Source organism: Enterococcus sp. DIV0806c, from assembly GCF_051710905.1.
Lineage (GTDB): Bacteria > Bacillota > Bacilli > Lactobacillales > Enterococcaceae > Enterococcus_B > Enterococcus_B mundtii.
The window spans coordinates 29,090-42,404 of the sequence record NZ_JBIOLO010000002.1 but is presented as its reverse complement, the minus strand read 5'-3'; the positions used below and the strand labels follow the sequence as shown (position 1 = coordinate 42,404).

Here is a 13,315-nt window from a genome sequence, read left to right as displayed (position 1 = left end):
CGCATAAAAAAATTAGTTTCTAATGAAAAATATTCGTATGATTTTTATCAGACAATCATAAAAGGAGATAAAACCAATTATTTCATGTATATATGAAATAATTGGTTTTTTTTAAATCAGAAAAACTGATAGTATTGGTTATGTAAGAAGTTATCATAAAGGTATATTCTTGCATAAAAATTCCCAAAAACCTTCGTTTTTAAGAATTGATATTTGTTATTTATTTTCTGGAATAGAAAACCTGATCTAACAACTTTTTTCAAGACATTCGATTGACTCGGATGTCTTTTTTGTTGTCCCCTTAAAAACGAAGGTTTTTGAGTCAATTCATAAAAGGAGGAGGGAAATGAAATGTAGGGAATGGCTCGTTGTGAGCTACTTGTTTGTGCTCTTCACACAGAATACTTCGTATCCAGTGTACGCATCTTCGGTCCAAGTAACCGAAACAGAAAGTTCGATTCAGTTTACGGGACGTTATGAACCAATTGGCACACCGGATCCACCACCGGAAAATATAGTCAAGCCACCTACTGAGGGGAACCTGCCCCAGACCAATACGTTAATCCAATATCACTGGATATGGCTAGGTTGGCTATTCGTAGGTCTAGTTGTCATCCTTGGTGTAAAAAGAAACACCCAGAACAAAAAAAATAGAGAAAATCAAAGAGGGAATCATACATGAAATTTATTCGATTAACAACTATTGCTGCATTATCTGCTACTATTTTTGCCGGAGGCGTTCAAGCTTTTGCTGATGAACCAACCGAAGGAGAAAAAACAAACGAAGTTCGTAAAACAACAACCGAGGGTCAAATCACATTTACCCCAGGGAATGATGATACTGTCGTTGATCCTGGACCAGATGGACCAGATGTAACGATTCCACCAGTTTTAGATCCTGATGGTCAAAACAAAGGGCCATTAACAATTGCGACGGTGCCAACGATGAACTTCGGTTCACAAATTATTTCGACCACAAATGAAAATTACAATATGGTTGCTGAAAGACAACAAAAGACAGGAACGACTGGTGATGAAAACAAAGTTCCTTACGTGAGTATGGCACAAGTTCAAGATACACGTGGGACAAATGAAGGCTGGAAACTGAATGTGAGTCTAAGTGAATTCCAAGCAACGAAAGAAACACAAAATGCCGTATTAAAAGGCGCAAAGATCACCTTACTTGATCCAGCACTACTTTATAGCATTGATGATCTTGAACAAAGACCTGAAACGCACGCAAGTGGTTTAGAGCTTCTACCAAGCGAAGCTGCGGTGCCAGTAATGACAGCGGCAGTGAAAAAAGGGGCAGGAACTTCTTCAGTTGTTTGGGGCGACCATGATGCTATTGCGAAACAAGTCGCAGAAGGGGCAGACGTAGTAGAAAATGATGCGATTAAACTATTTGTTCCAGGATCTACCGCAAAAGATGCCGTGACGTATCAGTCTACATTGACTTGGGAGTTAAACTCAACTCCTGACAACTCAACTCCTGATACTGAGGAATAGGGAGAAACATTTTTTACTATGACATTGTAGTATCGGCAGCGTTGCAGAACCTTGTAACGCTGCTTTTTTTTAGAAAGGATTAATTTAAATGAAACTTACAAAAAAGAACGTCAGATACCTTTGGCTGCTCGCCATTTTCTTCTTTTTCTTACCGATTTCGGTTCAAGCAGATGAAACGGCACTAAACATCTATGCCACGCCGCTTTTTCCGGATAGCCAAGTAGACGAAGGAAAAGGTTACTATGATTTGAATCTAGCCCCGAATCAAAAGGAAACTTTACGCTTGGAGGTTGGGAACACGAGTGCAGAACCCATAAGGGTTCAGGTGACGGCCCATACGGCGTATACCAATGTGCTAGGAAATGTCGAATATGGCAAAGATGCACAAGAAGCGGATCCAACGTTGGTTCACACCTTAGCCGATCTGATGGAGTCTTCTGAGGTGATTGAATTAGCCGGAAATGAAACGAAGACGGTTGAGATTCCCTTACAGATGCCAGAAGAAGCATTTGAAGGCTTTTTAGCGGGTGGTTTACGTATTGCCGAACAAAAAGATGAAACGGCAGAAACCGACGAAGGAGAAGGCGTAGCCATAAAGAATGAATTCGCCTATGTGGTTGGTGTGGTCGTCAGTAACAATCGTGATTCGGTGCAACCGGAGTTGGAACTGCTAGATGTATTTGCGGATCAATTAAACTACCGCAATGTGATTAGCGCTACTTTACAAAACTTTACGCCAACTTTTGTCAATCAATTGGCGGTAGATGCCACCGTAAAACGAGCAGGGGAGAACGAAGTTCTCTATGAGGCAAAGAAAGAAATGATGCAGATGGCGCCAAATTCAAACTTTAACTTTCCAATTTCTCTAGAAGGAGACCGTTTTCGAAGTGGGAACTACATCTTAGAACTAACAGCGAATTCGGGAGAAAATGAATGGTCATGGACGCGTGAGTTTACCATTGAAGCTGATGAAGCTCGCAAGTTTAATCGAGAAGATGTAATGATTGATTCAAGCATAAGCTGGTGGATGGTTGGTACGATCTTTCTACTGCTTACAGTACTTGTATTACTTGTATATTTAATTTTGAAACGTAGAAACAAAGATAAAAAACAACCGACAAAGGAGTGAATGGTGAGTATGGCACGTTTTCGTAGGTACCTAAGGCTAGGAAGCCTCTTTTTATTACTAGCGCAAGTTACGACATTGTCTATCCCCCCTGTATTTGCTTCAGAGATCACTAAATCGGTAGATGAAGAGACTCTTGCTTCTTTTCAGGCCAATAAACCTAATTATTTACCAATAGAACCTCAAGTTCTATCGACTGAAGTTCCCCATGAAGCAGTACAAGAATTTTCTTTTTTTGAAAAAACATTTCGTACTTCTGTTGGTCAGCCGGTACTTTTACAGTTCACGAGTACGCTAGAAGCAAATGAGGTTCTGGTAAGGATTCCGGAAAATGGAAAAATTGTAGATACGCAATTATCCAGCGATTATTCCGTTACGCATTCACAAGGTGAATATTGGCTTATTAAAACAAATCAAAAACAGACATTCTTTGAGTTACCTGTCGTCTTTGAGACGGCTGGACAGTACTTTATTACCGTTGATAATGATGCAGATCATTTCTATTTGGAGGTAGAGGAGAGTAACTCAGAAAACGGGTTAATTGATTCAGAGTCTCAGAATGAGCCAGACCTTACTGGTTCAGAAGAAAATGAGGTGAATAAGTGCCCTATTGCAATTCAACCTGTGATCGCAAGTGAAAAAAATTTATCCATCCCTGATGAAGCCATTGCGGCGGAAGAAGCACGTATTTTAGAAATGATAACAGATTATCAAGATAATAGAACGTCGACTCGGGTAACCAATTGGTCACAATTTCGTTCTGCTTGGAACAGTAGCCAGTCGTATGTGTCCATTGCACTTGACTTAGATATTAATTTTTCTTCTTCCATACTTGGAAGTTCATTAAATAAACGTAATAACTCCTCTAGAGCCATAAGTGGTCTAGGTAGACGGGTTAATATGGGAACATCGGGAAACAGTTTGGAATTAGAAAATGGTGGATTGACACTGATGAATGTTATAATCGTATCCGAAGATTCTGGGGTACAACCTCTGATATCGCTAGATAGCTCTTCTTCGCTTAATTTGGCCAACGGCGGAGCAGTAATTATTAATAGAAGGAGGGGTCCAGCGGTATCGGCTAATAATGGTTCTCGAATTTATACTGTTAGTGGGGGTCACACTATTTATAATCAGGTTGCCGTATCACCTGTTCAGCTAAATAGAAATTCCAGCTTTGATATTAGCGGGTGGACTGCAAGTTTAGGTGGAAAAGTAGTTGTCGGAAGCAATGGTGCCTCGAATACTTGGGTTCCCCCAATATCTTCGGATGCTACTTCTGTATTATCTTTTTCTCGAAACGCTGCCAATGTTATGATGGGTGGACATATCAATGTGCACTCAATTGTTCAGCCAGTTGTTAATTATTTAACACCGTTTAGCGTATCTTGGAATTCAGTTACTGCTGAAATAACTGGAGTAAACGGTTCAATAGTAACTAGCAGTACTAGCGATCCGAATGACTTCTCTGAAAGATATTTGGCTAATCATAATTTAGTTGATTATCGTTCAATAACTGTAGGAGCAACAGCTTCTGATGGATTTGTCCCTCCCCCACGCCCTTCCTATGAACTTTTATTAGAAGCGAGTCCTCTGGATGGGGGAAACCCTACGGCAGAAATAACAACGATTACTCAAGGTGAGACCACTACACTTCACGCAAACCCAACGGAAACATTTGATTTTCTTCGGTGGGAAATTGTATCCGGAACTGATAGTATGATTGCAGATGAAACAAGTGAAGTGACTACTTTTATGATGGGAACATCAGATACTACCGTCCGTGCTGTCTATCAGAAAAAACAAGGGGGCGACGTGTTAGTAAAATATTTAGATGAATCATTAGTACAACTCGCTGAACCAAGAGTACTCAGAGGCTTGCTGGAGGAAGACTATGAAACAGAACCTATAGAGATTGAAGGATACACGTTAAAAGAAATGCCTGAAAATGCGAAGGGAAAATTTACAAAGGAGGAACAGACCGTAACTTATCTATATACAAAAGATGTCCTTGATCCTGTTTCACCTGTGGATCCATTAGCGCCTGAAACAGAAGTCGATCCAGAAAATCCACCTGAACTATCCGAAGAACAAGGTGCTTTAAGTATTGATTTTGTTTCCCGTTTTTCTTTTGGAAAACAAGGTATTTCTACCCAAACAACGAACTATTATGCACAACCGCAACGCTTATTGAATCCGGATGGGACCGTCAATGCAATGGAAGAACGTCCGAACTATGTGCAAATCAGTGATCGTCGGAGTGAAAGTGACCGCCATGGCTGGACCCTTTCTGTGACTCAAAACGGACAGTTCATAAATCCGCAGAAGCATGAACTAAAAGGTTCCCGTTTACAGTTGACCAATCAACAGGTGGCGTCTGTCCAAAACATCGGTGAGCCTGACCTGAGTCAGCCTGATGGAATCAAACTGATTCCGGGAGAAAAGACAGAACTGATGACCGCAAAAGATGAGCAGGGGGTAGGAACTTGGGTCTATCGGTTTGGCGATGCAGCCAGTGCCGACAAAAGTGTTGTGCTAGAGGTTCCACCAAGCGCTGCCCCACGAGCCTCGACCTATCAAACCACGTTGATTTGGGAGTTAAGTAGTGTTCCTGATAATCAGAAATGAAGAAAAAGAGAAAGGAGCACACCATATGAAACCACCCCTAACGAAGAATGAATATATGCGTCAATTTCAAGAAAGTATACCACAAGATAAAAGAAAATCAGAAGAACTGAATGCGTACCTGGCACAACAGTTCGAGCAACTTGATCATTTGACATGTACGGTTTCGCCAGATAATTTTTGGGAAAATCTCCCTAGAATTCTAGGGATCGATGCGAAACTAACACTACTGGCAGAACTGATTAGTTATGACTATAACATCATACCAATAAAAGAGATGATAAGAATTATTGAGACAGACTATCGTACGTACTTCAAGGAACTTTGTGGGAATAATTTAAGTACACATGATTACTATTCGATGGTATACAATGTGGAATGAAAATAGGCTAAAAAAATTGTCTAGAAAAAACTTTCTGCGCAATTTTTGTTTGGTTTATATATTTTAGGAAACTCCTTTTTCAACATGAAATTCCTTAAAAAATTTGTGTTCAGTTAATCAATCTATTAAATAGATAATATGGGTCCACCAGGGTATACCCTGACGTCATTTAATTTTATTGAATAGAGCTGTAGATACGCATAAAAAAAATTAGTTTCTAATGAAAAATATTCGTATGATTTTTATCAGACAATCATAAAAGGAGATAAAACCAATTATTTCATGTATATATGAAATAATTGGTTTTTTTTAAATCAGAAAAACTGATAGTATTGGTTATGTAAGAAGTTATCATAAAGGTATATTCTTGCATAAAAATTCCCAAAAACCTTCGTTTTTAAGAATTGATATTTGTTATTTATTTTCTGGAATAGAAAACCTAATCTAACAACTTTTTTCAAGACATTCGATTGAATCGGATGTCTTTTTTGTTGTTCCCTTAAAAACGAAGGTTTTTGAGTCAATTCATAAAAGGAGGAGGGAAATGAAATGTAGGGAATGGCTCGTTGTGAGCTGCTTGTTTGTGCTCTTCACACAGAATACTTCGTATCCTGTGTACGCATCTTCAGTCCAAGTGACCGAAACAGAAAGTTCGATTCAGTTTACGGGACGTTATGAACCAATTGGCACACCGGATCCACCACCGGAAAATATAGTCAAGCCACCTACTGAGGGGTACCTGCCCCAGACCAATACGATGATCCAATATCACTGGATATGGCTAGGTTGGCTATTCGTAGGTCTAGTTGTCATCCTTGGTGTAAAACGAAACACCCAGAACAAAAAAAATAAAGAAAATCAAAGAGGGAATCATACATGAAATTTATTCGATTAACAACTATTGCTGCATTATCTGCTACTATTTTTGCCGGAGGCGTTCAAGCTTTTGCTGATGAACCAACCGAAGGAGAAAAAACAAACGAAGTTCGTAAAACAACAACTGAGGGCCAAATCACATTTACCCCAGGGAATGATGATACTGTCGTTGATCCTGGACCAGATGGACCAGATGTAACGATTCCACCAGTTGTAGATCCTGATGGTCAAAACAAAGGACCATTAACAATTGCGACGGTGCCAACGATGAACTTCGGTTCACAAATTATTTCGACCACAAATGAAAATTACAATATGGTTGCTGAAAGACAACAATTAACAGGAACGACTGGTGATGAAAACAAGGTCCCTTACGTGAGTATGGCTCAAGTTCAAGATACACGTGGGACAAATGAAGGTTGGAAATTAAGTGTGAGTCTAAGTGAATTCCAAGCAACGAAGGAAACACAAAATGCCGTATTAAAAGGCGCAAAGATCACCTTGCTTGATCCAGCACTACTTTATAGCATTGATGATGTTGAACAAAGACCTGAAACACATGCAAGTGGGTTAGAACTTCTACCAAGTGAAGCCGCTGTACCAGTCATGACAGCAGCCGCGAAAAAAGGTGCGGGTACATCTTCTGTTGTTTGGGGGGACCATGATGCTATTGCGAAACAAGTCGCAGATGGCGCAGACGTAGTAGAGAATGACGCGATTAAACTATTTGTTCCAGGATCTACTGCAAAAGATGCCGTAACGTATCAGTCTACATTGACATGGGAGTTAACTTCAACTCCTGACAACTCAATTCCTGATACTGAAGAGTAGGGATAAATTTTTTACTATGACCTTGTAGTATCGGCAGCGTTACAGATCCTTGTAGCGTTGCCTTTTTTTAAGAAAGGATTACGTTTCATGAAACTCAAACAAAAGAACTACAGATCCTTATGGTTGCTTACAGTTCTCAGCTTTTTCTTATCGGTTTCGGTCCAGGCAGAAGAAACGACGCTAAATATTTATGCCACACCTCTTTTTCCGGATAGCCAAGTAGATGAAAGCAAAGGGTATTATGATTTAAACCTTGCGCCCAATCAAAAAGAAACCTTGCGCTTGGAGATTGGGAATACGAGCACTGAACCCATACGGGTTCAAGTGACCCCCCATACTGCATATACTAATGTGTTAGGAAATGTTGAATACGGTAAAGATGCACAAGAAGCAGACCCTACGTTGGTTCATTCCTTAGCTGACCTGATGGAGTCCTCTGAGGTAATTGAATTAGCTGGAAATGAAACAAAAACTGTGGAGATTCCCTTACAGATGCCCGAAGAAGCATTTGAAGGATTTTTAGCGGGTGGTTTACGTATTGCCGAACAAAAAGAGGAAACGGCAGAAACCGACGAAACAGAAGGAGAAGGCGTAGCCATAAAGAATGAATTCGCCTATGTGGTTGGTGTGGTCGTCAGTAATACCAGAGACTCGGTACAACCGGAGTTGGAACTGCTAGATGTATTTGCGGATCAATTGAACTACCGCAATGTGATCAGTACTACGTTACAAAACTTTACGCCAACTTTTGTCAATCAATTGGCGGTAGAAGCCACCGTAAAACGAGCAGGGGAGAACGACGTTCTCTATAAGGCTGAGAAAGAAATGATGCAGATGGCGCCAAATTCAAACTTTAACTTTCCGATTTCTCTAGAGGGAGACCGTTTTCGCAGCGGAAACTATATCCTAGAATTAATAGCGACTTCTGGAGAAAATGAATGGTCTTGGACGCGTGAGTTTACCATTGAAGCTGATGAGGCTCGTAAGCTCAATCGAGAAGATGTGATGCTGGATTCAAGCATAAATTGGTGGATGGTTGGTACCATCATTTTACTGATTCTTTTAGCAATAACTGTCATGATAACTTTTTTTAAAAAGAGAAAAAAAGATCTCGATATTCATTCATTTATAAATCAAGAAAATGATCAAAAAGATTAAGGAGGGATGTCGAGTGGGCTTTCGAAAACAGAGTATACTTTGTGTCATTCTATTCTTGTTGGGACAAGGGATGCCATTTATCGTTAATCAAGTCTATGCGGAAACGAATGGATCAATAGATGAGCAAGCACTTGCTGCTTTTCGTAACCAGACACCTGATTATGTAGCAATGAGTACCGCTGTTCCATCTGTCGAAGAAGCACCGACAGCAGTTCAGGAATTTTCATTTGTAGAAAAGACATTTCAGACAGTCACGAACCAACCTGTAATCTTGCGTTTTACGAGTACGTATCCTGCAGATGAAGTTTTGGTTCGGGTTCCAATTGAAGGGGAAGTAATGACTTCCCATTTTTCCTCAGGGGAGTCAATTACTCATTCCCATGGAGAATACTGGACGCTTCATACAAAAGGAAAACAGACCGAATTTACCCTACCTGTGGTTTTTGAGACTCCAGGACAGTACTTTATTACCATCGATCATGATGCAGATCATTTCTATTTGGAAGTAGAAACCCCTATCTCGGACAACAATACAGGAATCGATGATCGTTCTCAAGCGCTGGAAGATACTCAAACAAACAAAGAGAAATTCGATCCGTCAGAAGAAAATGACGAACAAAAAGAAGAACCGCAAAAAAGGGAAGAGAGTGGGGATGTAAACCTATCAGTGCATGCGGTTACTGCTAGCGAAGGAAATTTATCGATTCCAGAAGAAGTTATTCAAGCAGAAGAGGCCCGAATTTTGGAAGGGACAAGGGATACACAAAATCGGTCGAGAAGTATAGTTCAGAATTGGAGTGGCTTTCGTTCCGCATGGAACTCTCGATCGGTTACAGAAATTTATTTTCAATCTGATATCACATTTTCATCGTCCTTATTAGGGGATTCACTGAATGTTCGTTCAAATTCAGTGGATCTAACAGGTGCAGCTTTTTTTAGGTTAAATTTTGCCGGATCTGCCAATTCGTTAGCAATGTCTGCTGGGGATTTATATATTGAGGGTTTAAACTTTTTTACATCTACTAATACTTCAGCTACGACACCTCTCATTCGCCACAGTGGTTCTGGGACTATTACAGTACAAGGTTATTCGTCTGCCCCTCTTTTTCTTAGTTATAGGAATAATACTCCGGTAATTTCTTTATCTCAAGCGAGTATGCTTGTGATGAAAGGGGCAATCATTGTAAGTGGATCAACTCATTCATTACAATCTCCAGTGCAATTGAGTGGTTCCTCTCGTTTAGTTTTAGAAAACGGACTAATTGGAAGTATGGCTATTACTGGAATGTATTTGCCGCCTATTTCTTCTTCCGCTAATAGTACTATCGATATCAAAGGAAACAATATTTTAATGACAGGGAGAGTAGATCAGTCTGGAGCTCCTTTTCATTCTTCATTTTCAGAATCATGGTACTCGGTTGATGCACGTTTAACAGGAGTAAATGGATCTATTGTTACTTCAAGTATAAGTGATCCAAATGATTTTTCTGAACGATATTTATTTAATTTCAATAATATAGGATATCGTACTATAATGACAGGTGCTCACTCATCAGATGGATTCAATCCCCCACGCCCTTCCTACGTACTTTCATTAGAAGCGAGTCCTACTCTTGGGGGGAATCCTACGGCACAAACAACAACGATCACTCAAGGAGAGACCACCACGCTTCACGCAAACCCAACGGAAACATTTGATTTTCTTCGGTGGGAAATTGTATCCGGAACTGATAGTAGGATTTTAGATGAAACAAATGAAGTGACTACTTTTACGATGGGAACATCAGATACTACCGTCCGTGCTGTCTATCAGAAAAAACAAGGGGGAGACGTGTTAGTAAAATATTTAGATGAATCTCTGGCCGAACTAGCTGAACCAAGAATACTCAGAGGCTTACTAGAGGAAGATTATGAAACAGAACCTTTAGAAATTGAAGGATACACGTTAAAAGAAATGCCTGAAAATGCGAAGGGCAGATTTACAAAGGAGGAACAGATCGTAACGTATCTATATACAAAAGATGTCCTTGATCCTGTTTCTCCTGTGGATCCATTAGTGCCTGAAACAGAAGTCGATCCAGAAAATCCACCTGAACTACCTGGAGAACAAGGTGCTTTAAGTATTGATTTTGCATCTCGCTTTTCTTTTGGAAAACAAGGTATTTCTGCCCAAACAAAGAACTATTATGCACAACCTCAACGCTTATTGAATCCGGATGGGACAATCAATGCAGAGGAAGAACGTCCGAACTACGTGCAAATCAGTGATCGTCGGAGTGAAAGTGACCGCCATGGCTGGACCCTTTCTGTGACTCAAAATGGACAGTTCATAAATCCTCAAAAGCATGAACTAAAAGGTTCCCGTTTACAGTTGACCAATCAACAGTTGGCGTCTGTCCAAAACATCGGCGAGCCTGAACTGAGTCAGCCTGACGGAATCAAACTGATTCCGGGAGAAAAGACCGAACTGATCACCGCAAAAGATGACCAAGGGATCGGTACTTGGGTCTATCGGTTTGGTGATGCAGCCAGTGCCGACAAAAGTGTGGTACTAGAGGTTCCGTCAAGTACTGCCCCACAAGCTGCGACCTATCAAACTACGTTGACTTGGGAACTAAGTATGGTTCCTGACAATCAGAAATGAAGAAAAAGAGAAAGGAGCACACCATATGAAACCACCCCTAACGAAGAATGAATATATGCGTCAATTTCAAGAAAGTATACCGCAAGATAAAAGAAAATCAGAAGAACTGAATGCGTACCTGGCACAACAGTTCGAGCAACTTGATCATTTGACATGTACGGTTTCGCCAGATAATTTTTGGGAAAATCTCCCTAGAATTCTAGGGATCGATGCGAAACTAACACTACTGGCAGAACTGATTAGTTATGACTATAACATCATACCAATAAAAGAGATGATAAGAATTATTGAGACAGACTATCGTACGTACTTCAAGGAACTTTGTGGGAATAATTTAAGTACACATGATTACTATTCGATGGTATACAATGTGGAATGAAAATAGGCTAAAAAAATTGTCTAGAAAAAACTTTCTGCGCAATTTTTGTTTGGTTTGTATATTTTAGGAAACTCCTTTTTCAACATGAAATTCCTTAAAAAATTTGTGTTCAGTTAGTCAATCTATTAAATAGATAATATGGGTCCAACAGGGTATACCCTGGTGGACTTTCTATTTCGCTTTTAAACACCTAAATTAGAAAATGACATCGAAGTTGAGCAAGAAAAATAAAAGGTAAGGATCAAAAATATTTAAGTTTTTTGACCCTTACCTTTTATTTTTTTTTTGAGCACTAATTATTTTCTCCCATTCATTCTGATGAATCCATGATCTCATTTGTTTTTTTTGTTGTTTTCTAGATATGCATGACGAGGTGAAAATTGTGATTTTCAACCTTATATAAATTGTTATAAGATAATGAGTATAAGGAAGGCTGAAAGTTAAGCCTTGTTTATTCACTAAAACGTATTAGAAACCATCGTTTTTGGGTGTACAGCAAAATAGACATCTGAACTTGTCAGATGTCTAAAGTAATGTTGTTAAATTGGCGTTTCGATGACTTAGCATACATAAGTATTCGTTATTCTGAAAAACGATCGTTTTTGAGATAGATGTTAAAGGAGGAGGGAAGATGCGAAAAACTATTGGTCTTATGATTGGTCTAATGTCCCTAATAATAGCGATACAATTTCCGCTACAGGTGTATGGTACACAGGTCCAATCCGTCGAGTCAGAAGGATCTATTGGGTTTACAGGAACTTATGAACCAATCGGTCCACCAGATCCACCTCCCAGCACCAGCCCACAAAAGCCAGGAGGAACTTTGCCAAAAACCAATATGACCGGTAGCTCACTTGGGCTATGGATTGGAAGTTTCTTAGTGGCAGGTGTTTTATTAGTCGTAGGGAATAAAAAAAGAAAAGAAACACAAGAAAATTAATTAAAAGAAAGCAGGAATTTAAGTATGAAATTTATTCGTTTAGCAACTGTAGCCGCATTATCAACAACAATTTTCGCAGGAGGAGTACAAGTCTTTGCTGAAGATGCAGACCAAGAATCAAAAGAAGTACGTAAAACAACAACGACCGGTCAAGTCACCTTCACTCCAAATATTGAAGACACAGTAGTAGAACCTGATCCTGAAGGTCCAGAGGTGACGATCCCACCAATTCCTGGTACAGGACCACTAACGATTGCAACAGTTCCAACAATGAACTTTGGAACGAAAGTTATCTCAACTGCTGATGAACATTACAACATGATTGCGGAAATGCAACAGAAAGCCGGAACAACAGGCGAGGAAAATATGATTCCTTATGTCAGTATGGCACAAGTTCAAGACACCCGCGGAACGAATGAAGGATGGGAACTGAGCGTGAGTTTAAGTGAATTTCAAGCAAAAACAGATACCCTAAATAGTGTGTTAAAAGGCGCAAAAATTACGTTATTCGATCCTTCCCTTCGTTACAGTGTGAATGATGCAAATCAGGAACCGACGATTCACACAAGTGGTTTAGAGTTGATTCCAAGTGAAGAGGCCGTGCCGGTCATGACAGCTGCTAACCGAAAGGGTGGCGGAACTTCTTCCGTTGTTTGGGGAGATCATGATGCGCTTGCAAAACAAGTGGAAGATAAGGTAGATGTCGTCGAAAATAAGGCGATCCAATTGTTTGTTCCTGGCTCGACTGCCAAAGATGCAGTAACGTATACCTCTACATTGACATGGGAATTAGAACTAACACCAGATAATGAGAAACCTGATGCGGTTTAAGAAGTAACCATTCC

General features: G+C 39.9%; 12 protein-coding genes. All 12 read left to right on the top strand.

The genetic code is table 11. The annotated features are described in order from the left end of the window. The first annotated feature begins 346 nt into the window (after window positions 1-346). The 12 genes from IGK77_RS15000 to IGK77_RS14945 all read left to right on the top strand — a co-directional run bounded on the left by IGK77_RS15000 (window position 347) and on the right by IGK77_RS14945 (window position 13,301). On the top strand, window positions 347-682 hold the full coding sequence (locus tag IGK77_RS15000) for an LPXTG cell wall anchor domain-containing protein (protein ID WP_438713254.1): 336 nt from the start codon (window positions 347-349) through the stop codon (window positions 680-682). Further along, a complete protein-coding gene (locus IGK77_RS14995) occupies window positions 679-1,509 on the top strand; it encodes a WxL domain-containing protein (RefSeq protein ID WP_438713253.1) in 831 nt (276 codons plus the stop codon). Before IGK77_RS15000 ends, IGK77_RS14995 begins: the two co-directional genes overlap by 4 nt. A gap of 88 nt (window positions 1,510-1,597) precedes the next feature. Next, entirely contained in the window at window positions 1,598-2,638 is a 1,041-nt protein-coding gene (locus IGK77_RS14990) for a DUF916 and DUF3324 domain-containing protein (RefSeq protein ID WP_438713252.1), read from the top strand. Window positions 2,639-2,647: 9 nt separating this feature from the next. Beyond that, window positions 2,648-5,263 carry a WxL domain-containing protein gene (locus IGK77_RS14985; RefSeq protein WP_438713251.1) on the top strand — a complete coding sequence of 872 codons (2,616 nt, stop codon included), beginning with the start codon at window positions 2,648-2,650 and terminating at the stop codon, window positions 5,261-5,263. Between the two features lie 25 nt (window positions 5,264-5,288). Further along, window positions 5,289-5,642, top strand: coding sequence for a DUF7006 family protein (locus IGK77_RS14980; RefSeq protein WP_194180038.1), 354 nt, complete (start codon window positions 5,289-5,291; stop codon window positions 5,640-5,642). Window positions 5,643-6,186: 544 nt separating this feature from the next. Further along, window positions 6,187-6,522, top strand: coding sequence for an LPXTG cell wall anchor domain-containing protein (locus tag IGK77_RS14975; protein ID WP_194180034.1), 336 nt, complete (start codon window positions 6,187-6,189; stop codon window positions 6,520-6,522). Beyond that, entirely contained in the window at window positions 6,519-7,349 is an 831-nt protein-coding gene (locus tag IGK77_RS14970) for a WxL domain-containing protein (protein WP_194180035.1), read from the top strand. Before IGK77_RS14975 ends, IGK77_RS14970 begins: the two co-directional genes overlap by 4 nt. Window positions 7,350-7,436: 87 nt before the next feature. Further along, window positions 7,437-8,507 (top strand): DUF916 and DUF3324 domain-containing protein, encoded by a 1,071-nt coding sequence (locus IGK77_RS14965; protein WP_194180036.1) that lies wholly within the window; start codon window positions 7,437-7,439, stop codon window positions 8,505-8,507. Between the two features lie 13 nt (window positions 8,508-8,520). Further along, entirely contained in the window at window positions 8,521-11,151 is a 2,631-nt protein-coding gene (locus IGK77_RS14960) for a WxL domain-containing protein (protein WP_438713250.1), read from the top strand. A 25-nt stretch (window positions 11,152-11,176) separates the two neighbouring features. Beyond that, on the top strand, window positions 11,177-11,530 hold the full coding sequence (locus IGK77_RS14955) for a DUF7006 family protein (protein ID WP_194180038.1): 354 nt from the start codon (window positions 11,177-11,179) through the stop codon (window positions 11,528-11,530). A gap of 631 nt (window positions 11,531-12,161) precedes the next feature. Continuing rightward, entirely contained in the window at window positions 12,162-12,470 is a 309-nt protein-coding gene (locus IGK77_RS14950) for an LPXTG cell wall anchor domain-containing protein (RefSeq protein ID WP_023520670.1), read from the top strand. 24 nt (window positions 12,471-12,494) lie between these two features. Further along, the gene (locus IGK77_RS14945) at window positions 12,495-13,301 is read left to right on the top strand and encodes a WxL domain-containing protein (protein ID WP_438713249.1); all 807 of its coding nucleotides are present in this window, start codon (window positions 12,495-12,497) and stop codon (window positions 13,299-13,301) included. Window positions 13,302-13,315 lie beyond the last annotated feature (14 nt).

Coding starts and splice junctions, on each gene's coding strand:
- IGK77_RS15000 (WP_438713254.1), top strand. CDS start 347: ATGAAATGTAGGGAATGGCTCGTTGTGAGCTACTTGTTTGTGCTCTTC.
- IGK77_RS14995 (WP_438713253.1), top strand. CDS start 679: ATGAAATTTATTCGATTAACAACTATTGCTGCATTATCTGCTACTATT.
- IGK77_RS14990 (WP_438713252.1), top strand. CDS start 1,598: ATGAAACTTACAAAAAAGAACGTCAGATACCTTTGGCTGCTCGCCATT.
- IGK77_RS14985 (WP_438713251.1), top strand. CDS start 2,648: ATGGCACGTTTTCGTAGGTACCTAAGGCTAGGAAGCCTCTTTTTATTA.
- IGK77_RS14980 (WP_194180038.1), top strand. CDS start 5,289: ATGAAACCACCCCTAACGAAGAATGAATATATGCGTCAATTTCAAGAA.
- IGK77_RS14975 (WP_194180034.1), top strand. CDS start 6,187: ATGAAATGTAGGGAATGGCTCGTTGTGAGCTGCTTGTTTGTGCTCTTC.
- IGK77_RS14970 (WP_194180035.1), top strand. CDS start 6,519: ATGAAATTTATTCGATTAACAACTATTGCTGCATTATCTGCTACTATT.
- IGK77_RS14965 (WP_194180036.1), top strand. CDS start 7,437: ATGAAACTCAAACAAAAGAACTACAGATCCTTATGGTTGCTTACAGTT.
- IGK77_RS14955 (WP_194180038.1), top strand. CDS start 11,177: ATGAAACCACCCCTAACGAAGAATGAATATATGCGTCAATTTCAAGAA.
- IGK77_RS14950 (WP_023520670.1), top strand. CDS start 12,162: ATGCGAAAAACTATTGGTCTTATGATTGGTCTAATGTCCCTAATAATA.
- IGK77_RS14945 (WP_438713249.1), top strand. CDS start 12,495: ATGAAATTTATTCGTTTAGCAACTGTAGCCGCATTATCAACAACAATT.